Genomic DNA, 20,713 nt, shown 5'->3' with positions numbered 1-20,713 from the left:
GGGGCGCGTCCGCGCGTGTCAGCGGCCCGCCTTGCGTGCCTTCCTCGTCGCGCGCAGCCACTCCTTGTTCATGGCGGCGATCGACGGGAGCGGGATGCCCTTGGGGCACGCCGTCGCGCACTCACCGGTCAGGGTGCAGCCGCCGAAGCCCTCGGCGTCCATCTGCTCCACCATGTCCAGGACCCGCGTCTCGCGCTCGGGCGCGCCCTGCGGCAGCACGTTCAGGTGGTTGATCTTCGCCGAGGTGAACAGCATCGCCGAGCCGTTGGGGCAGGCCGCCACGCACGCGCCGCAGCCGATGCACTCGGCGTGCTCGAAGGCGAAGTCGGCGTCCGGCTTGGGCACGGGGGTGGCGTGCGCCTCGGGGGCGGCGCCGGTCGGCACGCTGATGTAGCCGCCGGCCCGAATGATCCGGTCGAACGCCGAGCGGTCCACCACCAGGTCCTTGACCACCGGGAACGCCGAGGCGCGCCACGGCTCGACGTCGATGGTGTCGCCGTCCTTGAACGAGCGCATGTGGAGCTGGCAGGCGGTGGTCCTCTCGGGGCCGTGGGCGTCGCCGTTGATGACGAGGGAGCAGGCTCCGCAGATGCCTTCGCGGCAGTCGTGGTCGAAGGCGACCGGCTCCTCGCCCTTGAGGGTGAGTTCTTCGTTGAGCGTGTCGAGCATTTCGAGGAAGGACATGTCCGCCGAGATGTCCTCGACGTCGTAAGTCGCCATGGCGCCGGGCGAGTTGGCGTTCTGCTGGCGCCAGACGCGCAGGGTGAGCCTCATGCGTAACTCCGCTGGGTGGGGTGGACGTACTCGAAGACGAGGTCTTCCTTGTGCAGGACCGGGGCCTCGCCGGTGCCGGTGAACTCCCAGGCGGCCGCGTAGGAGAACTCCTCGTCGCGGCGCCGTGCCTCGCCGTCGGGGGTCTGGAACTCCTCGCGGAAGTGGCCGCCGCAGGATTCGGCGCGGTGCAGGGCGTCGAGACACATGAGCTCGGCGAGCTCCAGGTAGTCGGCGATCCGGTTGGCCCGCTCCAGGGACTGGTTGAACTCCGCGCCGCTGCCCGGCACTTTGATCCGGCGCCAGAACTCCGCGCGGATGGCCGGGATCCGGTCGAGGGCCTTGCGCAGGCCCTGCTCGGTGCGGGCCATTCCACAGTACTCCCACATGAGTTCGCCGATCTCGCGGTGGAAGGAGTCCGGTGTGCGGTCGCCGTCGATCGCGAGGAGCAGGTTGAGGCGGTCCTCGGTCTCGGCGACCGCTTCGGCGACCGCCGGGTGCGCGTCGGTGACGGGCTCCTGGTGCGGGTTGCGGGCGAGATAGTCGTTGATGGTGGCGGGCAGGACGAAGTAGCCGTCGGCCAGGCCCTGCATGAGGGCGGAGGCGCCGAGCCGGTTGGCCCCGTGGTCGGAGAAGTTGGCCTCGCCGATCGCGAAGAGGCCCGGGATCGTGGTCTGGAGGTCGTAGTCGACCCAGAGCCCGCCCATCGTGTAGTGCACGGCGGGGTAGATCCGCATGGGGGTCTCGTACGGGTCCTCGGCGGTGATCCGCGCGTACATGTCGAAGAGGTTGCCGTACTTCGCCTCGACGGCGGGCCGGCCCATGCGGGCGATGGCGTCGGCGAAGTCGAGGTAGACGCCCTCCCGTCGCCCGCCACCACCCTCAACCGATGAGCCTTCGGCTCCACGCCTCTGATCCTGCCCGCCGGGGCCGACGCCGCGCCCTTCGTCGCAGACGTTCTTGGCGGCGCGCGAGGCGATGTCGCGCGGGACGAGGTTGCCGAAGGCGGGGTAGATCCGCTCCAGGTAGTAGTCGCGCTCGTCCTCGGGGATCTCGGCCGCCGGGCGCGTGTCGCCCTTGGCCTTGGGCACCCAGATGCGGCCGTCGTTGCGCAGCGACTCGCTCATCAAAGTGAGCTTGGACTGGTGCTCGCCGGAGCGCGGGATGCAGGTGGGGTGGATCTGCGTGAAGCAGGGGTTGGCGAAGTAGGCACCGCGCCGGTGGGCCCGCCAGATCGCGGTGGCGTTGGAGTTCATGGCGTTGGTGGAGAGGTGGAAGACGTTGCCGTAGCCGCCGCTGGCGAGGACCACCGCGTCCGCGAAGTACGTGTCGATCTTCCCGGTGACGAGGTCGCGGGCCACGATGCCGCGCGCTTGGCCGTCCACCACGATCAGGTCCAGCATTTCGGTGCGGGCGTGCAACTCCACGTTGCCGGCCGCGATTTGGCGCGAGAGCGCCTGGTAGGCGCCGAGCAGGAGCTGCTGGCCCGTCTGGCCACGGGCGTAGAAGGTGCGCGAGACCTGGACGCCGCCGAAGGAGCGCGTGTCGAGGAGGCCGCCGTACTCGCGGGCGAACGGCACGCCCTGGGCCACGCACTGGTCGATGATCTCGACGGAGATCTGTGCGAGGCGGTGGACATTGGACTCGCGGGCCCGGAAGTCGCCGCCCTTGACGGTGTCGTAGAAGAGCCGGTGCACGGAGTCGCCGTCGTTGCGGTAGTTCTTCGCGGCGTTGATGCCGCCCTGCGCGGCGATGGAGTGGGCGCGGCGCGGGGAGTCCTGGAAGCAGAACTGGACGACGCGGTAGCCCTGTTCGGCGAGGGTGGCCCCGGCCGAGCCTCCCGCGAGGCCGGTGCCGACCACGATGACGGTGCGTCCCCGGCGGTTGGCCGGGTTGACCAGCTTGGCCTCGAAGCGGCGGGTGTCCCAGCGCTCGGCGATCGGGCCGCCGGGCGCCCGGCCGTCGGTGACGGGGCCGCCCGGTGTGTAGTGGGTGTAGGAGGTCATGTCAGCTCACCACTTTGGTCATGACGGCGACGGGTACGGAGACGAATCCGGCGAACAGCAGCACGGCGAAGAGGTTGGCCAGGGCTTTCAGGGCGCGGTCGCGGCGCGCGTTGCCCGCCCCGAGCGTCTGGGCCGCGCTCCACAGGCCGTGCTGGACGTGGAGCGCGAGCGCGCCCACGGCCACGATGTAGATCGCGTTCCCGTACCAGGTGGAGAAGGTGTCCACGACGTTCTGGTAGGGGTGGCCGGGCCGGAATCCCGGGTGCACGGTGCCCGTCGTCAGGTCCAGGATGTGCCAGAGGATGAACAGGGCGAGGATGACGCCGCCCCAGCGCATCGTGCGGGTGGCGTAGCCGGCGCGGGCCCGCTTGTGGACGTATCCCTGGGGCCGCGCCCTCAGGTCACGCCGGCTGAGCTGGTAGGCGCAGACCGCGTGGCCCACGACGGCGGCCACCAGGACCACCCGGATGAGCCACAGCGCCCACTCGTAGTGCAGGAAGGGCTCACCGATCGTGCGCAGCCAGTGGGCGTAGGCGTTGAACTGGCCCGCCCCGAAGAAGATCTTCAAGTTGCCCATCATGTGGGCGACCAGGTAGGACAGCATGATCAGACCGCTCACGGCCATGACCGTCTTCTTGCCGACGGTCGAGTCCCAGAGGGTGCGCGTCATGGACGGCCGTTTGTCCGTCCGCGTTGCCAGAGCCATGTTCATGACGCTAGAGGCGCAGGACCCAAGAGGTCCAAGACATGGTTCGGCTCATCTCCATAGATATGACCTATCGTAGGGGCATGCAGTTCCAGCAGCTCCTCTACTTCGTGGCGGTCGCCGAGACGCGCCACTTCACGCGCGCCGCCGAACGCGTGCACGTCTCGCAGCCCTCGCTCTCCCAGCAGATCAAGGCGCTGGAGAACGAGCTGGGCGCCGAGCTGTTCAGCCGCGCGCGCGGCAACATCGCGCTCACCGACGCGGGCGAGGCACTGCTTCCGCTGGCCCGGCGCATCCTGGCGGACGCGGACACCGCCCGCATCGAGGTCCAGGAGCTGGCCCAGCTCAGGCGCGGGCGGGTACGCCTTGGGGCGACGCCGAGTCTGTGCACGGGCCTGCTGCCCGATGTGCTGCGCGCCTTCCACGCCAGCCATCCCGGCATCCAGTTGCTCATCGAGGAGGGCGGCTCGCACGATCTCGTACGTGAACTGGCGCGCGGCGCACTGGACTTGGCGCTGATCGTGCTGCCGCTGCCGACGGGGTCACCCGCGCTGACCACGATCGAGCTGCTGCGGGAGGACCTGGTGGTCGTCTCGTCGGCGGACGAGGAGCCGCCCGGCTCCGGGTCCCGCGTGCGGATCGCGGAGCTGCGCGACGCGCCGCTCGTGATGTTCCGGCACGGCTACGACCTGCGGGAGCTGACGGTGGCGGCCTGCCGCGCCGAGGGCTTCGAGCCGTCCTTCACGGTGGAGGGCGGCGAGATGGACGCGGTGCTCGGCTTCGTGCGGGCCGGCCTGGGGCTCGCCGTGGTGCCGAGCATGGTGGCCGCGCGCTCGCGGGACCTGCGGGTGACTCCGCTGGCCCGCCCGGGGCTGCGCCGTACGATCGCGCTCGCCCATCGCAGCGACGTCGACCCGCCGCGCGCGGCGCGGGAGTTGCAGCGGGTCCTGCTCGGCATCGGGGGCGGGGCGAGCCAGCGCCAGGAGGGCTGACGTCTCGTACGCGGGCCGCCAGGGAGGTGGCGCGGGCGGGAGGCGAAGGCGGGCGGCGCGGCCGGAAGGCGGGCGGCGCGGCCGGAAGGCGGGCGGCGCGGCCGGAAGGCGGGCGGCGCGGCCGGAAGGCGGGCGGCGCGGCCGGAAGGCGTGTTCCGCGAGCGGGGCGGGCGGGGTGCTTCCCGGCCGCCCCGTCAGGTCACACCGCGTCCACGAGCGCCAGGGAGTGGATGCGGTCCGGCGCTCCGGGCCGGGCGTAGTACCAGCCCTGCGCCGTGTCGCAGCCCAGCTCCTTCAGCTGCTCGGCCTGGGCGCCCGTCTCCACGCCCTCCACCGTCACCGCGAGCGACAGGCTGTGGGCCAGCGACACGATCCCCTCGACGATCTTGATGTCGACGGGGTCGGCGGGCAGCTGCTGCATGGACTGGGTGAAGGACCGGTCCAGCTTGAGCACGCTCACCGGCAGGCGGCGCAGATTGGCGAGGTTGGAGTAGCCCGTGCCGAAGTCGTCCAGGGCTATGTCGACCCCCATGTCGGCGAGCTGGCGCAGCGGCTTGAGGAGGTCGTCGTCGGCGCCGATGAGCGCGGACTCGGTGACTTCGAGGCAGAGCGCGCCCGGGGCGAGCCCGGTGCGCTCCAGCATCTCGACGGTGTCGGCGACCAGACCGGGATGGTAGAGCTGCGTCGGCGACAGGTTGACGTTGATGCGCAGCGGGCCGCCGTCGGTGGCGCCCGGGTGGGCTTCCTGCCAGGCCCGGGCCTGGCGGACCGACTCCTGCATCACCCAGCGCCCCAGCGGCACGATGAGCCCGGTGTGTTCGGCGAGCGGGATGAACCGGTCGGGTCCGAGCACACCGTGCTGCGGATGGGACCAGCGCACCAGCGCCTCCGCGCCGTGCACGCTGCCGTCGCCCAGGTGCACGAGCGGCTGGTACTCGATGAAGAACTCGCCGCGCTCGAGCGCCGCGGGCAGCGCGTTGGTGAGGCCGTGCCGGGTGATCGCCCGGGCGTCGGCCTCGGCGTCGGCCCACTCGAAGCGGTTGCCGCCCGCGGACTTGGCCCGGTACATCGTGATGTCCGCGCTGCGCAGCACCTCCGCCGCACTGCGCTCGCCGGCCGGACCCTCGACCACGCCGATCGAGCCACGCACGGTCAGCTCGCGGCCCTCGATGCGGATCGGGGTGGCGAGCGTGCTCAGGATGCGGCAGGCCAGCTCGTCCGCCTCGAACTCGGTGTCGGGGCCCGTGGTGAGCGCCACGAATTCATCGCCGCCGAGCCGGGCCACCATCTCACCGGGCCCGGTGGCGCAGCTCTGCAACCGGTCGGCGACCTCCACCAGGAGCCGGTCGCCCGCCGAGTGGCCCAGGCTGTCGTTGACCGCCTTGAACCCGTCGAGGTCCAGGTAGCACAGGCCGAAGCGCTTGCCCTCGCCCGGGGCGAGCGCCTTTTCCAGACGCTCGAAGAACAGGGTGCGGTTGGGCAGTCCGGTGAGCGCGTCGTGGGTGGCCTCGTAGCGCAGCCGCAGATTGAGCAGCCGGCGCTCGGTGGTGTCCTCCATGAGGGCCAGCTGGTACTTCGGGCGGCCCTCGGCGTCGCGCAGGAGCGAGACGGTGAGGTTGGTCCACAGCACGGTTCCGTCGCCCCGGTAGTAGGGCTTCTCGACCCGGTAGTGGTCGCGCTCGCCCCGCACGAGCTCGTCGTACAGGCGCCAGACCTGCGGGGCGTCCTCGGGGTGCACCCACTCGCTGACGTTGCGGCTGCGGATCTGGCCCTCTATGCCGCCGAACATCCGGGTGAGGGTTTCGTTGACTTCCAGGACGCGGCCCTCGAGGTCCGCGATGCCGATGCCGATCGCGGCGCCCTCGAAAACGGCGCGAAAACGTGTCTCGGTGGCGTGCAGGGCTTCAAGGGCGGCGCTGCGCGCGGACATCGCGGAGCGGGCGATGGCCTCCTGCTCGGAGCGGGTGCGCTCGCGCAGGGCGGCGGCGAAACCGGCGGCGAGCGCGTGCTGGAGCCGGGCGCAGCGGGCACGCGCCTCTTCCAGGGTGAGCTCGGATCCGGTCCCGCAGTACAGGACGAGGTAGGACTCGACCACGCCGAGGCTGCGGCTGAGGGCGTCCGGGTCGGTGCAGTGCGCGTCGACCAGGGCGGCGCCCGCCTCCTGGGCGGGCGCGGGGTCGAAGTGCCGGCCGTGCAGGGCTTTGATGAGGCGGCGGGCCAGCGGCACGAGGTGCTGCTCGAACTCGGGCCGGGTCAGCGAGGTCGCCGTCACCGGGAAGATCGCCCGGCTCCAGATCGTCGCGAACCGTCTGAGCCGGTCCTCGGGGCTGTCCGGCGTCATGTCCAGAGCGGGCGCGTGGGGCGGGGTGCTCACGCCTTGCGCCCCACACCGGCATAGCCGGAGAAGGCGTACGGATCTTCCTGGTCCATCTCGTTCTCCGGGCGCCACAGCGGCATCGAGACGAGCCCGGGTTCCACCACGTCGAACCCGTCGAAGAACGTCGCGATCTCTTCGCGCGAGCGCATGACCAGCGGGTTCTTGATGTCGCGGTACACGCCCACCGTGCCGCCTGCCTCCTCCTCGCTGAGCGGGATGCCCTCGTAGGAGGCGTGGGTGAGGACGAGGAGGCTGCCGGGAGCCAGCGCGTCGCGCAGCGCGGCGACCGCGGCGCGCGGGTCGTCCTGGTCCTCGACGAAGTGCAGGACCGCGACCAGGAGGAGCGCCACCGGCCGTGACAGGTCGATGAGTTGGGCCAGTTCGGGGGCGCCCAGGATGTCGTGCGGCTTGCGCAGGTCGGCGGCCACTATCCCGGCGAGCTCGTTGCCCTCCAGGACGGCACGGCTGTGGGCGACGGCGACCGAGTCGTGGTCGACGTAGAGGACGCGGGCCTCGGGGCTGGCGGCCTGGGCGACTTCGTGCACGTTCCCGAAGGTCGGGATGCCGGATCCGATGTCGAGGAATTGCGTGATCCCCTCAGCTACGGCGAAGCGTACGGCGCGGCGCATGAAAGCGCGGTTGGCCTGCATGACCTTGGGGAGCCCCGGCATGAACCGCATGGCCTCGCGCGCGGCTTCCCGGTCCACCTCGAAATTGTGCGAACCGCCCAGGTAGTAGTCGTATATGCGGGACACGCTCGGCACCGAGATGTCGATGCCCTGGGGGGCCCAGGCGGGACGCTCCATCAATGTCTCCAACAAGTCGCCGCAGGAGGCCATGACCATGACCATTGTTTGCGCCTGAGGCTACTGATCGTCCGCCGGGAGAGCGAGTAAAAACGGAAAATGCTCGTCCGTTCTTGGTCACAGGCCCAGGGCATGTGCGCCACATCGTACGGGCAGCCGTGGCGACCGGCGCAAGCGTACCGGTGGGTGGACACACGCGTAGGCCCGGCACCGCGCGGGGGTCGCGGTGCCGGGCGAACGAGCGTCGACGAGGGGGAACCCAGGGCTACTTGGGCGCGCCGACGAGCTTTCCCTCGGGCGACACGGCGTACCAGGTGCCGCCCATGCCCTGGCCGTTGGTGTCGCCGGGCTTGGTGTCGCCGGAGAAGGTGTAGACGGGCCAGCAGGTGATGGACTGCTGCTTGACGCCGTCGGGCCGGTCGAAGGTCACGAAGCCTTTGAGGGCGATGCCCTGGGTGTTCTTCTTCTCCACCGGCGCCACCGCCGGCCACTTCCGCAGACAGGCGTCGACGCAGGCCGACTTCATGGGCCAGGCGGAGTCCTTCTTGAACCGGTAGACGGTCATGCCCCTGCCGTCCACGATGACGTCCCCGAGCGTGGGGTCCTTGCGGACCGAGAGACCGGGCAGGTCCTGGGACGCGGCGGGTGACGCGGCAGGTGACGCTGCGGGCGCCGCGGCCGACGCGGCAGGCGCTGCGGGCACAGCGGCCGACGCCTTCTTGCCGTCGGGCGCCGCCGCGTGCCAAGTGCCGCCCACATTCTGCCCGTTGGTGTCGCCCGGATTGGTGTCCTTGGCGTAGCGGTACATCGGCCAGCCCCCGATGGTGAGCTGTTTGGTCCCGTCGGCGCGGGTGAGCGAGCCGAGCTCGGACTGGCCGGTGCCGGGCGCTGCGGTGACACCGTCGGCGGGCACCGCCGGCCAGGTCTTGGCGCAGTCGCCGTCGCACCGGGAGGCGGGAGGACTCGCGGTGTCCTTGTCGAAGCGGTAGAGGGTGAACCCGGCGTTGTCGGTGACGACCTTGCCGAGGTCCTTGGTGTCGGTGACGGTCAGCTGCCCGGCCTGTTTGGCGGCGGACACCGCGCCGCCCGCCTGCCCGTAGGCGCCGGCCGATCCGTAGCCGTCGCCCGCCGAGGCCGTGGCGCTGCCCGCGTTGGCGACCGGCTGTCCGCCGCCGCTGCCGTAGGCGCTGCCCTTGTCCTGGCCGCAGGCCGTCGCGGTCAGTGCCAGTACTGCTGCCGCCGCTGCCGCGAGCGCCGCGCTGCGCCAGGTGGTCATGTCAACTCCTGTTGTCCGTAAGGATGTTGGGGCGCCGGTGGCACCGGTTGATGGCCTTGAGTACGGGCGGCGGGTGGCGGTGTGCTCAACGCGGGGCCGGAAATTTTCGCGACGAACCCGAACAGCCGGTCAACGTGGTGACCGGGGAGAGCCGGTAACTCCTTCCATCAGGCGAATCGGTCCGCCTGCCCCACGGAGCGGGCCCCGATGGCCCGATGATCACCGAGTGCAAGGACGACACCCAGCCGGGCGGCTGTTCGCCGCCATGGCCTTCACCGCGCTCCTGGCCGCACCGGCACCGGCCGCGCGGGCCGACGCCTGTGCGTACGCCTCCGTCTCGCAGGGCAGCGCGGGTGGCTCGCCCTGGGCGGTCGCGGGCTCGGGCCACGCCCACTGCCCCTTCCCGCCCTGGCCGCGCCACCCCAGGCCCTCGCCCACCCGGGTGCCCGCGCCTCCGCCGCCCGTGACCCCGCCACCGCCGCCGGTACCGCCCGCGCCCCGGCCCACGCCGCCGCGCCCCGTGCCGCCCGTCCCCGCCCCGCCCCCGGTGGTCCACCGGCCGGCCACGCCCGCGCCTGCGGCTCCCCCCGCGCCACCGTCGGCGCCGGCCGTGCCACCAGCCCCGCCCGCGCCCTCCGCGGTGCCGCGCCCGGGGCCGCCTGCTCCCCACCGGCTGACCCCGCGCGCCTACCGGATGCCGCCGCGCATGAAGCCCGCGCCCCAGCTCTCCCCCGTCACCCTGACGCTGCTCATCACCGCGCCCGCCGTGCTCGGCGCGGCCCTGCTGCGCACCCGCTCCGGCTCCCGCTCGCGCTGAGCCCCCGCATTTTCTGAGAGGCCCCCCTTGTCCGACTGGCTCGTCCTGGTCATCGCGATGGCCGCCGCATGTGCGGTCGTGCTCACCATCACTCTGTTCAGCAACCGCCGGGTCGACCCGGACAACGACGACCGCTCCGACACCCCGGACGTCATCGAGTACATGACGATGATGATCGGCGTGGTGTACGCCATCGTCCTCGGCCTCGCCATCGCGGGCGTCTGGGAGGGGCGCGGGGCCGCGCAGGCCGATGTGCAGCAGGAGGCGCAGGCCCTGCACGAGATCAGCCAGCGCGTCCAGGTGTACCCGGCGCCGGTGCGCGACAAGACGCGGGCCGACGTCGAGGCGTACGCCTCCTATGTGGTGCACACCGAGTGGAACCACATGGCCAAGCACGGCGATCTCACCGACGAGAGCGCGCAGAAGCTGGAGACCATCCGCCGCGACGTGACGGACTATCACCCCGCGAACGACTACGAGAATCAGGCCTACCAGCCGCTGGTCGACCAGGTGGGCGCCGTGGACGCCGCCCGCACCGCCCGAGGCCAGGGGGCCGGGGCCACCATGCCCGGGGTCGTCTGGTTCGGATTGATCACCGGGGCGCTCGTCACCGTCGGCCTGATCTTCACCCTGAAGATCAGGCGCAGCTGGCGGGAAATGCTCCTGGCCGGGCTCTTCAGTGCCCTGATCGCGTTCCTGCTCTTCTTGATCTGGGATTTCGACGCCCCCTTCGGACGGGGCATCTCGGCCACGGCGGGGCCCTTCCTCGATCTGTTCCCCGGTATCGGCTGACCCGGCATCGGCCGACCGTCGGCGACGGACCCGCTCGGCCGGGCGGGGGACCTCGATGCCCCATTCGCCGGACAGCGATCGCGACACACCGGGTCGCCTCCTAGCGTTTCGGGCATCGAGGTGCATCACCCCCCATGTGGAATCAGGTTCCGCAGTGCTCCTCGGGGACCGGAGGACCGACCATGGGCGCGATACGCATCGCATCCGCCGCACTCATCGGCGCCGGCGCGCTGACGCTCGCCCCGTCCACCGCCGTGGCCGCCACCGGCGCCACCGCGCCGCCCGCCTTCAGCGTGACCCCGTCGGTGATCGCGCCCGGCGGGCAGGTCACCCTCAACGCCATCGGCTGCTCGGGCGACGCCACCGCCTCCTCCGGTGTCTTCGACACCGTGATCATCCCCAAGGACAGTTCGAGGAACGCGACGGTCGACCCGGGCGCCAGACGGGGCGCCTCCTACACCGTGACGTTCTCCTGCGACAGCGTGCGCGCCACCACGCAGCTCACGATCGCCGGTGGCGCGCCGACCACCAGCTCCACCGTGCGACCGACCGTGCGACCGACCGTCCGGCCCACCATCACCTCCCCGCTCGGCGTCAGAGGCGGGCTCGGCGGCAGCGCGGGCGGCGAGCTCGACACGGTCCAACTCACGGTCGGCGCCTGCCTGATCGCGCTGGCCGGCGGCGGCGCCTTCTACGCGCTGCGCCGGCGCTCCACCGGACGGCGGCACTGAGCACCGCGACGCTCCAGGACCCGTGGGCGCGGCACCCGGGAAACCCCTCGCCCCCGAGTCCTGGCCAGGACTCGGGGGCGAGGGGCCGCGGGATCCTTCCGGGAGGTTCGTCCGGTCAGACCCCTACGCCCATGCGCCGGCGGCGGGCGACGAACAGCGTGCCGCCGATCGCGGCCGTACCGGCGAGCGCGCCGCCGACCGCCATCTCGGTGTCGGTCGGGCCCGCGGCGCCGCCGAGTCCGCCGTCGGCGCCCCGGCCTTCGAGGACCCGGAAACTGCGCGTCGCCACGCGGTCGTTGTCGTTGCACTTGACCGCGAGGCTGTAGGTGCCCGGCGTCGTGTGGTCGTGGATCCGGGCGGTCGCGTAGTTGATGTCGCCCGACGACAGGTGGACCTCGTCGAAGGCGTTCGAGCTGACTCTGCCGCCGTTCTGGCAGCCCCTTGCGGTGATCCTGAGGGTGGCGCCCTGGTGGACCGCGGAGGGGTCGACCTCGACACTGGTCGGACCGCCGGACGACGGGCCCCCTGCGACGGCCACCGGGGCGGCGAAGGCGATCGCGGCGCCCGCCGCGAGCGCCACCGTGAGAGCGCGTGAAGCACGCATCGTTGAACCTCCATGGGAGGACGCCCCGGAGCCGTGCCCCGGGATGATCGACGAGTACGCCTCCCATGTCGAACCCTCGCCGCCGGTCATACAAGCCGCATTTCGGCGCTCATCCACCCTGGTGAACCGCGTGACCCCCGTTCGGCCCCGGGATCTGACGGACCCGCAGGTCACAGGGCGTCAGATCATTTTCGGCGCCGCGTTACCCGGATGGGTCAGGCCCGCTGGACGTGCACCCGTTCGCCGCCCTCCGATCGCCGGGCGGCCGAGGCGCCCTTACGGTGCTCGGAGGCGCGCTGAGGGTGGACGGCGAAGGAGTTGACGAAGAGACGATGGCGCATGAAGACAGCGGCATGGAGCGTCGCAGGCGTTCCCCGTGGGGGGCTCTGGCCCTGGTGATGCTGACCGGCATCGCGCTGATGAAGAACGGCGCGGATGTGACGATGGGCCCGCCGCAGCCGGCCGCGGCGGCGGCGCTGACCAGCAGTTCCAGGAGCGGCGGCCCCGCGCCCGCGGCGGCGGGCACGGTTGAACCGCTCCCCTTCGCCCCGGCCTCCCGGGTGCGGATCGAGGCGATCAACGTGGACGCGCCGCTGATGGACGTCGGCACCGACGCGCAGGGCTGGGTACAGGCGCCCCCGCCGCAGGACCCGAACCTGGCCGGCTGGTACCAGAACGGCGTGGCTCCGGGCATGCGCGGCACATCGGTGATCGTCGGCCACGTCGACAACATGAAGGGCCCGGCCGTCTTCTACGGGCTCGGCTCGCTCCAGAAGGGCAACCACATCGACGTGGCCCGCTTCGACGGCCGCACCGCAGTGTTCGAGGTCTACGGCGTCGAGGTCTTCTCCAAGGAGACCTTCCCGGGCGCCCGGGTGTACGGCGACACCGGGCACCCGGAGCTGCGGGTGATCACCTGCGGCGGGGGCTTCTCGCGGGCCCGGGGGTACGACGGGAACGTCGTGGCCTTCGCCCGCCTCGTGTCCGTCAAGTAGAGCCGGCGCGTAGGCCGCGTCACGTGGGCCCGGCACGCACGTGGGTCCCGGCGGCCGGGCGGCGCCTTCGTGGCTGCCGCCCGGGCGTTCACCTGCGGCGCGGCGGAACCTTCAACGCATAGCCCTGGGACAGGAGTTGGGGCAGATACGTGCGCAGCGCCGCCACGCTCTGCGAGCGGTCGCCGCCCGCGTCGTGCGAGAGCACCACGACGCCGGGCGCCGCGCCGTCCAGGACCCGGCGGATGATGGCGGCGGTGCCGGGGGTGGTCCAGTCCAGGGTGTCGACGGTCCAGGCGAGCGGTTCCATGCCCATCTCGGCCTGGATCTCGAACACGTTGCGGTTCCACGCCCCGTACGGCGCGCGGAACCACTGCGGCGCCTCGCCGGTGGCCTGCTCGATGACCTCGCTGGTGCGGCCGATCTCGGAGCGGATCGCGGCGGGGGCCGTCAGGTTGAGCTGGGGGTGGGTCCAGGTGTGGTTGCCGATGACGTGCCCGTCGTCACGCATCTCGCGCAGCAGGTCCCGGTTGTCGGTCGCCATCTCGCCGCACAGGAAGAACACCGCGCGCACGTCGTGCTCGCGCAGGGTCTTGAGGATGCCGGGGGTGTAGCGCGGGTCGGGCCCGTCGTCGAAGGTGAGCACCATCGAGCGCTCCCCCAGCTGGGGCATGCTCAGAAACGGTCTGGAGCGCACCGGCGGCAGCGCGGTGTGGTAGCGCGGCGGCGTGTAGGCGGTCATGGGCTCCAGGCGGTACGCGCTGGCGCGTGGACGGGCCGCGGCGGCCGGGGGGCCGCCGGCGGGGGCGGCCCGGGGTGTGGGCGGCGGGGCCGGTGCGTCCTCGGGCGTGAGCAGGCGTACCGCCGCGGCGGCGCCGAGACAGGCGGTGACGCGGAGCAGTGTCCGCCGACTGGGGACCATCTGATCCCTTTTCATGACATACGTCTTTTGTTCGTCATGGCGGCACATTAGGCCGTTCCGGCCGTGGCGGGGCCCGCGAAACGTCAGCACTCCCGCCACACCGGCACGAATGGAGTCATCCGGCGGTACTGCTCGCGCGGCCCCCCGGGTACGGCGCCGCCCGGGCACGCTCAGGTGCGGCGCACCAGCGGGAAGGGCAGGGTCTCGCGGATGGTGAGGCCGGTGAGGAACATGACGAGCCGGTCCACGCCGATGCCGAGGCCACCGGTGGGCGGCATCGCGTATTCGAGCGCGTCCAGGAAGTCCTCGTCGATCTCCATCGCCTCCGGGTCGCCGCCCGCCGCGAGCAGCGACTGCGCGGTCAGTCTGCGGCGCTGCTCGAGCGGATCGGTCAACTCCGAGTAGGCGGTGCCCAGTTCGGTGCCGAAGGCGACGAGGTCCCAGCGTTCGGCGAGCCTCGGGTCGGTGCGGTGCTGGCGGGTCAGCGGGGAGACCTCGGTGGGAAAGTCCTTGTAGAAGGTGGGCAGCTGGGTCCTCTCCTCGACCAGCCGCTCATACATTTCGAGCACGACGTCGCCTCGTGTCGCGTCCGGGGTGTGCGGCACCCCGGCCCGGTCGCAGAGCCGGCGCAGCTCCCCCTCACCGGTGTCGGCGTCGATCTCCTCGCCCAAAGCCTCCGACACGGCCCCGTAGAGCGTCTTGACGGGCCAGGGTCCGGAGATGTCGTACTCGACGACCTTTCCGTCGGGGCCCTGCTTGCGGGCGATCGGGGAGCCGAAGGCGGCGGTGGCGGCGCCCTGGATCAGTTCGCGGGTGAGGTCGAGCATCACGTCGTAGTCGGCGTACGCCTGGTAGGCCTCCAGCATCGTGAACTCGGGGTTGTGCTTGTAGGAGACGCCTTCGTTGCGGAAGGTGCGGCCCATCTCGAAGACCTTCTCGACGCCGCCGACGCAGAGCCGCTTGAGGTACAGCTCGGGCGCGATGCGCAAGTACAGGTCGAGGTCGTAGGCGTTGATGTGGGTGGTGAAGGGGCGGGCGTTGGCGCCGCCGTGGATCTGCTGGAGCATCGGCGTCTCGACTTCCAGATAGCCGCGCTCCAGCAGGCCCTGGCGCAGGGCCTGGACGGCGGTGGAACGGGCCCTGACGACCTCGCGGGCCTCGGGGGCGGCCACCAGGTCGAGGTAGCGCCGGCGCACTCGGGCCTCGGGGTCAGCAAGGCCGCGCCGCTTGTCGGGCAGCGGACGCAGGCATTTGGCGGTCATCTGCCAGCCGGTGGCGAAGAGGGAGAACTCGCCCTTGTCCGTACGGGCGGTGGTGCCGCTCGCGCTGATGTGGTCGCCGAGGTCGATGTCGTGGGTGAACCGGTCCAGGACGGGTGCGCCGGCGCCTTCGCGGGTGAGGACCACCTGGAGGTCGCCGGACCAGTCGCGCAGGACGGCGAAGACGACGCCGCCGAAGTCGCGTACGGCCATGACGCGCCCGGCCACGGTGGCGACCGCGCCCTCGCCCTCGGCCCTGAGGCCGGCCAGGGTGTGTGTGCGGGCCTTGATGACGACGGGGTAGGGGTCGGTCCCCTCCGACCGCAGCCGCTCCAGCTTGCGGTGGCGCACCCTTACCTGGTCGGAGAGTTGACGCTCCGTCACCTGCGGGGTGCCGGGTCCGGCCAGGCCGAGCGCTTCGATGGAGGGCAGGCCCGCCGTGGTGACCGGCGTGGTGACGCCCCGATGGTGGCCCTTGCCCCAGAGCTTGCGCAGGCTCGGTACGGAGACGAAGCCCTCGGCGATGCCGGAGGCGAGGCCGACGCGGGCGAGCGAGCCCGCGTCGCCGTAGCACAAGAAGCGCGGGAACCACTGCGGCTGGTACTTCACATTGGAGCGGTAGAGGGCTTCGAGCTGCCACCACTTGGAGAAGAAGAGCAGCAGCCGGCGCCACAGCCGCAGTACGGGGCCCGCGCCGATGCGGGCGCCCTCCTCGAAGGCCGAGCGGAACACCGCGAAGTTGAGCGAGATCCGGCGCACGCCCAACTTGCCCACGGTGGCGCACAGTTCGGCCACCATGAACTCCATGACGCCGTTGGGCGCGCTGCGGTCGCGCCGCATCAGGTCGAGCGAGATGCCGTCGTTGCCCCAGGGCACGAAGGAGAGCAGCGCGATCAGATGGCCGTCGGCGTCGAAGGCCTCGACGAGCAGGCAGTCGCCGTCGGCGGGATCACCAAGGCGGTCCAGCGCCATGGAGAAGCCGCGCTCGGTCTCGGTGTCGCGCCAGGCGTCGGCGCGGTCGATGATCTGCTGCATCTCCTCGTCGGTGAGCGCCGAGTGGCGCCGGACGCGCGTGGTGGCGCCGCTGCGCGCGACCCGGCGCACGGCCTGACGGGTGACGCGCATGTCGCGGCCGTCGAGGTCGAACTTGGCGACGTTCAAGATCGCCTCGTCGCCGAGCTGGATGGCTCCGAGCCCGTGCCGGGCGTAGGCGGTCGCGCCGTCCACGGAGGCGCCCATCACGGCGGGCGCCCAGGCGTACTTGCGGGCGATGTCGAGCCAGGCGTCGATGGCCGGGCCCCAGGCGCCGGTGTCGCCGACCGGGTCGCCGCTGGCGAGGGCCACGCCCGCCTCGACCCGGTAGGTCACGGCGGCCTTGCCGTTGGGCGAGAAGACCACGGCCTTGTCGCGGCGGGTGGCGAAGTAGCCGAGCGAGTCCTGGCGGCCGTACGCGCCGAGCAGCGCCCGGATGCGGGGCTCCTCGTCTCCGTGGAGGGCGGCCTCCATCCGCTGGGACCTGAAGAGCGTGGAGGCCGCGGTGAGCAGGGCGATGGCGCCGAACAGGCCGAGGAGGAAGTACAGGGGCCGGGGCGGGCTCCCGTCGAACTGGCCGCTGGACGCGAGGCCGCCGAAGACGCGGTTGGTGGCCCACAGCAGCCGCTGGCCGCGCGGCAGGGTGTCGGGGAACAGTTCCACCAGGCCCCAGCCCACCAGGACGCCCGCCGCGAGCCCGAGGCACAGCACCCCCACCGCCCGGCGGAAGGCACCCTTGCGGGTCTGTGCGTAGAACTGCTTGCGGGCCAGGATCAGGACGGCGAGGACGAGGGCGCAGAAGACGCCGTTGGGGATCCACGCCCATTCGGTGACGGAGATCAGGAGCACGTCGAGGAGGAGCAGCAGCCCCAGGTAGATGACGACCAGCCACCAGGCGACCTTCTTGCGGGCGCCGATCGCGGCCGCGAGCAGCAGCAGGAAGACCGCGTACGCGAGGTTGGCGCTGACCGGCACCGTGACCCGGTCCAGGAACCAGGAGACGGGGTGGAGCAGCCTGCGCAGCGCGGGGATCAGGGCGATGACGGCGCAGAACAGGCCGAGCGCCCCGAAGAACATCGCGAACGCTTCCGGTACGCGCCCCCGAAAGCCGGTCCGGGACGGCATCGGCGCCGTCTCGCTGACAGTCATGCTCAGCACTCTAGGGAGGCCGGGGCCGGGCCGCCTGTCGGAAGCGCCGCCCGGCCCGTTAGCCTCGGGGCGTGACAGAGCAGCGGCCCCAGCCCCACCCCGAGTCCCAGCGCTTCGAACGCGGCACCGACGGTCCCAAGGTGATCGTCGCAGGCGTCGACGGCTCGGACTCCTCCCTCAGAGCCGCGGCGTACGCCAGTGGTCTGGCCCGGCGCCAGAACGCCCTGCTCGCCCTCGTCTACGTCCAGCCCGTGCTGCCGGCGGGCGCGGCGCTCGGTGCGCCCGTCGCCGACACGACCGGCGAGATCGCCGAGGGCCTGGCCGCCGAGATCAGGCAGGCGGCGGAGCGGCTGCGGGGCATCTGGGACGTGCGCTGGGAGTTCCACACCTTCCGCGGCGATCCCTACTCCGGCCTGGTGACCGCGGCCGACGAGCTCACGGCGGACGCGGTGGTGGTCGGCGCGTCGGAGTCGGCGGGGCACCGCATCATCGGGTCGGTGGCGGTGCGCCTGGTGAAGGCGGGCCGCTGGCCGGTCACCGTGGTGCCGTAGCCGCGGCGCCGGTCCGGCGGGGCCCGGTCAGTGGGACATCGTCAGGCCGTCCTTCGCCGCGCCCCGGCTCAGGACCGCGGTGCGGATCTCGTCCTCGGCCTCGGCGTAGTCCTCACGGCCGGGTGACGCGGCCAGCGCCTCGGGCAGGTTCAGGACGCGGCCCCGGTCGACGTCGATCCACTGCGGGATGAACTCGGCCCTGCTGACCTCCCAGCGCGCCTTGGGGGTGCGCGGCGGGACGAAGGTGAAGCGGGCGATCGAGCTCATGTTGCCCCGCTCGTCGCGCTCCCCCGACTCGTTGAACATCTCCCCCGCGATCTGGTCGCCCTCCCCGTACACGATCCAGACCCCGTTGACCTTCTCGTACGCCTGCGGGATGTGCGCGTGGGTGCCGAGGATCAGGTCGATGTCGGGGCGGCCACCGGACCTGGACGCGGTGAGCGCCCTGCCGAGGGTGAGCTGTCGCTCGTCCGGTTCGGTCTGCCATTCGGTCCCCCAGTGGATGCTGACCACCACGACGTCGGCGCCCGCCGCGCGGGCCGCCCGGGCGTCCGCGATGATCTTCTTCTGGTCGATGAGGTGGACCGCCCACGGCTGGCCCGCGGGCATGGGGTAGCCGTTGGTGTCGTAGGTGTAGGCGAGCTGGGCGACCCGCGCGCCGCCCGCCCGCATCAGCGCGGGCCGCGCCGACTCCTGCGCGGTGCGGCCGGAGCCCGTGTGCGAGAGGCCCGCCTTGTCGAAGGCATTGAGCGTGCGGGCCACACCGGCGGCGCCGTCGTCCAGGCTGTGGTTGGAGGCCGTCGAGCAGGAGTCGTACCCGGTGTCCTTGAGCGCGGCGGCCACCTGCGGCGGTGAGGTGAAGGCGGGGTAACCCGTGAAGGGGCCCTCGTCCGGGCCGTACACCGTCTCCATGTGGCAGATCGCCAGGTCCGCGCGGGAGATGACCGGCCTGACCCCGGCGAGCATCGGCCGGAAGTCGTAACTCCCGTTCGCGGCGTCGGACTTGGCCCGCTCGATGGTCGAGTCGTGGGGCAGTACGTCGCCGGTGGCGACCAGAGTGAAGGGGCGTAGGGCGTTCGCGGCGCCCGAGGCCGGGGAGCGCCGGGCGTCCTGGCGGGGCGGGGCCTTCGGTCCGCCGTCGCATCCTGTCGTGGCCGCGAGCAGGAGGACCGCGACGGCCGCCGCGCTTCGTCGGGTGCGCCGGGTCGGCTGGTGCATCGGCGGGGCTCCATCGGTCGAGGGGCGGGCACGAGCGGGGCGGAGCGCGGTCGGGGCCGGTCGTGGGCGCGGCCGATGGACGCGTGGGGACATGTGTCCGAAATTCACCCCCGCGAGAACCGGCCGGTCAAGCCGAAAAGCCGGTGATACGACTGAAGATCGCTGGAACGGACGCACGAGTGCGTCGTCCGTCCGTGTGCCGTGCGCCGTTCGGCGCACCACTCGCCGCTCGGTTCGACCGCTCGTCGCAGCGTGCGGCGGCGCCCTTGTCCCGCTTCGTCCGGACGCGCTCGGATACGGAGCGGTCCACGGATTCGGGGAAAGGGCGTGCGCGGTGGCGACGGTGGTCACGGAGATACGGCGCCACACCGGCGAGCGGGATCTGGCCGAACTACAGCGCGTACACGGTCCCGCGCTGCTGCGTTTCCTGCTGGGGCTCACCTACGGGGACCGTCAGCGGGCCGAGGACCTGGTCCAGGAGACCCTGCTGCGGGCCTGGCAGCACCCGGAGGCGTTCGACGCGCCGTACGGCTCGATGCGGCCCTGGCTGTTCACGGTGGCGCGGCGCCTGGCCATCGACGCCCGGCGCAGCCGCCTCGCGCGGCCCGCCGAGGTCGGCGACGAGGTGCTGCTTTCGCGGCCCGCCCCGGGCGACGATCCCGCAGAGCGGTGCGCGGCGGTCCTCGACGTCCGGATGGCCGTGAGGTCGCTCACACCACAACACCGGGCGGTCCTGGTGCAGTTGTATTTCCGCGGCCTGAGTGTGAACGAGGCGGCCCACGTGCTCGGTGTGGCGCCCGGGACCGTCAAGTCCCGTTCGTACTACGCCCTGCGCGCGCTGGCCCGGATGCTGCCCGGCTATTGTGCGTCAGGCCCCGAAGGGCTCTCCCCGTCGCATTCCAGGTCCGCCTCGGTGAGCAGGGCGAGCAGCGAGAACGCCTCGGCGACCTCCGCGTAGGCGCCCCGGCACGGCGCGCAGCGGCGCAGATGCGCGGCGACGGCGCGGTCGTCGCCGGGCGCGAGCGCGCCAAGGACATAGGCACCGAGCAGCTGCCGCACATGCATGAGCACCTCGGGTCGTGTGACGGATCCTGCCCTTCTGGCCACGGCGGGCACGCGCCCCCGGTTCAATGCTCCCTGGAGCTCCCCGGGAGCGCCGGGACGGTCGATGAAAGAGGCGAGACAGGATGCGTCCGGAGGGAAGTAGCGGGACCAGTGGTGACGAACTGGTGGTGCCGATGGCGTGGATGTACGCGGAGTACATCGCCGATGAATTGCTGCGTACCGGCGACCTGATGCCGCCGACGACACTGGAGTTCCGGGCCGGGCGCCATGCGCTCGCCCTGACGATCTTCCTGTCCGACGGGGCGGTCGGCGGGGCGCGGGTGGTGGGCCGTCTGGAGGAGTGGAGCTCGCTCACCGCGGCCGGGGGCCCGTGGCGGCGCTGGGTGCGCGGGCGGCTGCGCGCCCGGGATCAGGAGACGGGGCCCGATCTGGCGCTGGCGCGGGCCGCCTGGCGCTGGCTGGAGGAGACCGAACTCCTCGCGACGGACCTGGACGCGGTGGTGCCCGGCGGCGTCGACCCCCGCGAGCGCGAGGAGGACGAGCCCCGGGTGTGGACGCCCGCCTGGGAACTGGGCCTGCCGCTCGGCCACTTGGCCATCCACCTGTTCTGACGGTACGTCAGCTACGCGCGTACGTCAGTTGTGCGC

Annotated in this window: 20 protein-coding genes; 8 read left to right on the top strand and 12 right to left on the bottom strand. The window is 72.0% G+C overall.

Translation table 11 applies throughout. The features are described 5' to 3' along the window. Positions 1-18: 18 nt before the first annotated feature. The 3 genes from ABR738_RS34210 to ABR738_RS34200 are packed head-to-tail and all read right to left on the bottom strand — an operon-like array spanning position 19 to position 3,483. Positions 19-774, bottom strand: coding sequence for a succinate dehydrogenase/fumarate reductase iron-sulfur subunit (locus tag ABR738_RS34210; RefSeq protein WP_350233810.1), 756 nt, complete (start codon positions 772-774; stop codon positions 19-21). Beyond that, positions 771-2,777, bottom strand: coding sequence for a fumarate reductase/succinate dehydrogenase flavoprotein subunit (locus ABR738_RS34205; RefSeq protein WP_350233809.1), 2,007 nt, complete (start codon positions 2,775-2,777; stop codon positions 771-773). The genes ABR738_RS34210 and ABR738_RS34205 overlap by 4 nt, the downstream gene beginning before the upstream one ends. A gap of 1 nt (position 2,778) precedes the next feature. Next, positions 2,779-3,483, bottom strand: coding sequence for a succinate dehydrogenase (locus ABR738_RS34200; protein WP_350233808.1), 705 nt, complete (start codon positions 3,481-3,483; stop codon positions 2,779-2,781). A gap of 83 nt (positions 3,484-3,566) precedes the next feature. On the opposite strand from ABR738_RS34200, the gene ABR738_RS34195 reads away from it, so the two are divergent. Next, positions 3,567-4,475 (top strand): LysR family transcriptional regulator, encoded by a 909-nt coding sequence (locus tag ABR738_RS34195; protein WP_350233807.1) that lies wholly within the window; start codon positions 3,567-3,569, stop codon positions 4,473-4,475. Positions 4,476-4,674: 199 nt separating this feature from the next. Here ABR738_RS34195 and ABR738_RS34190 read toward each other — a convergent pair whose 3' ends face one another. The 3 genes from ABR738_RS34190 to ABR738_RS34180 all read right to left on the bottom strand — a co-directional run bounded on the left by ABR738_RS34190 (position 4,675) and on the right by ABR738_RS34180 (position 8,934). After that, positions 4,675-6,816, bottom strand: coding sequence for a putative bifunctional diguanylate cyclase/phosphodiesterase (locus ABR738_RS34190; protein ID WP_350234869.1), 2,142 nt, complete (start codon positions 6,814-6,816; stop codon positions 4,675-4,677). A 29-nt stretch (positions 6,817-6,845) separates the two neighbouring features. Further along, positions 6,846-7,658, bottom strand: coding sequence for an SAM-dependent methyltransferase (locus ABR738_RS34185; RefSeq protein WP_350233806.1), 813 nt, complete (start codon positions 7,656-7,658; stop codon positions 6,846-6,848). Between the two features lie 265 nt (positions 7,659-7,923). Further along, positions 7,924-8,934: an SCO0930 family lipoprotein gene (locus tag ABR738_RS34180; protein WP_350233805.1), complete on the bottom strand. Its 1,011-nt coding sequence runs from the start codon at positions 8,932-8,934 to the stop codon at positions 7,924-7,926. A gap of 226 nt (positions 8,935-9,160) precedes the next feature. On the opposite strand from ABR738_RS34180, the gene ABR738_RS34175 reads away from it, so the two are divergent. From ABR738_RS34175 to ABR738_RS34165, 3 genes are all read left to right on the top strand, one after another. After that, positions 9,161-9,751: a hypothetical protein gene (locus ABR738_RS34175; protein ID WP_350233804.1), complete on the top strand. Its 591-nt coding sequence runs from the start codon at positions 9,161-9,163 to the stop codon at positions 9,749-9,751. Between the two features lie 27 nt (positions 9,752-9,778). Next, a complete protein-coding gene (locus tag ABR738_RS34170) occupies positions 9,779-10,543 on the top strand; it encodes a bestrophin-like domain (RefSeq protein ID WP_350233802.1) in 765 nt (254 codons plus the stop codon). 182 nt (positions 10,544-10,725) lie between these two features. Next, on the top strand, positions 10,726-11,274 hold the full coding sequence (locus tag ABR738_RS34165) for a hypothetical protein (RefSeq protein ID WP_350233801.1): 549 nt from the start codon (positions 10,726-10,728) through the stop codon (positions 11,272-11,274). Between the two features lie 115 nt (positions 11,275-11,389). Here the strand turns inward: ABR738_RS34165 and ABR738_RS34160 are convergent, their stop codons facing one another. Beyond that, positions 11,390-11,878 (bottom strand): hypothetical protein, encoded by a 489-nt coding sequence (locus tag ABR738_RS34160; protein WP_350233800.1) that lies wholly within the window; start codon positions 11,876-11,878, stop codon positions 11,390-11,392. Between the two features lie 215 nt (positions 11,879-12,093). Continuing rightward, positions 12,094-12,219 (bottom strand): hypothetical protein, encoded by a 126-nt coding sequence (locus ABR738_RS34155; RefSeq protein WP_350233799.1) that lies wholly within the window; start codon positions 12,217-12,219, stop codon positions 12,094-12,096. On the opposite strand from ABR738_RS34155, the gene ABR738_RS34150 reads away from it, so the two are divergent. Beyond that, positions 12,211-12,873 (top strand): class F sortase, encoded by a 663-nt coding sequence (locus ABR738_RS34150; protein WP_350233798.1) that lies wholly within the window; start codon positions 12,211-12,213, stop codon positions 12,871-12,873. The two genes, ABR738_RS34155 and ABR738_RS34150, sit on opposite strands and share 9 nt — an antisense overlap. A gap of 88 nt (positions 12,874-12,961) precedes the next feature. Here ABR738_RS34150 and ABR738_RS34145 read toward each other — a convergent pair whose 3' ends face one another. Further along, on the bottom strand, positions 12,962-13,807 hold the full coding sequence (locus ABR738_RS34145) for a polysaccharide deacetylase family protein (RefSeq protein WP_350233797.1): 846 nt from the start codon (positions 13,805-13,807) through the stop codon (positions 12,962-12,964). Between the two features lie 155 nt (positions 13,808-13,962). Further along, positions 13,963-17,232: a bifunctional lysylphosphatidylglycerol synthetase/lysine--tRNA ligase LysX gene (gene lysX, locus ABR738_RS34140; protein WP_350233796.1), complete on the bottom strand. Its 3,270-nt coding sequence runs from the start codon at positions 17,230-17,232 to the stop codon at positions 13,963-13,965. A gap of 71 nt (positions 17,233-17,303) precedes the next feature. Between lysX and ABR738_RS34135 the strand changes: the two genes are divergently transcribed. Further along, positions 17,304-17,783: a universal stress protein gene (locus tag ABR738_RS34135; protein WP_350233795.1), complete on the top strand. Its 480-nt coding sequence runs from the start codon at positions 17,304-17,306 to the stop codon at positions 17,781-17,783. Between the two features lie 27 nt (positions 17,784-17,810). Here ABR738_RS34135 and ABR738_RS34130 read toward each other — a convergent pair whose 3' ends face one another. Continuing rightward, positions 17,811-19,001, bottom strand: a complete 1,191-nt coding sequence (locus ABR738_RS34130; RefSeq protein ID WP_350233794.1) for a CapA family protein — start codon at positions 18,999-19,001, stop codon at positions 17,811-17,813. Between the two features lie 334 nt (positions 19,002-19,335). Between ABR738_RS34130 and ABR738_RS34125 the strand changes: the two genes are divergently transcribed. Further along, entirely contained in the window at positions 19,336-19,959 is a 624-nt protein-coding gene (locus ABR738_RS34125) for a sigma-70 family RNA polymerase sigma factor (RefSeq protein ID WP_350233793.1), read from the top strand. Here the strand turns inward: ABR738_RS34125 and ABR738_RS34120 are convergent. Beyond that, positions 19,860-20,066 (bottom strand): zf-HC2 domain-containing protein, encoded by a 207-nt coding sequence (locus tag ABR738_RS34120; protein ID WP_350233792.1) that lies wholly within the window; start codon positions 20,064-20,066, stop codon positions 19,860-19,862. The genes ABR738_RS34125 and ABR738_RS34120 overlap by 100 nt on opposite strands. A gap of 122 nt (positions 20,067-20,188) precedes the next feature. On the opposite strand from ABR738_RS34120, the gene ABR738_RS34115 reads away from it, so the two are divergent. Continuing rightward, positions 20,189-20,677 (top strand): hypothetical protein, encoded by a 489-nt coding sequence (locus ABR738_RS34115; RefSeq protein WP_350233791.1) that lies wholly within the window; start codon positions 20,189-20,191, stop codon positions 20,675-20,677. The last annotated feature ends 36 nt before the right edge of the window (positions 20,678-20,713 follow it).

This window comes from Streptomyces sp. Edi4, assembly GCF_040253615.1.
Lineage (GTDB): Bacteria > Actinomycetota > Actinomycetes > Streptomycetales > Streptomycetaceae > Streptomyces.
The sequence above is the reverse complement of the archived record's forward strand: the minus strand, read 5'-3'. Positions and strand labels throughout refer to the sequence as shown.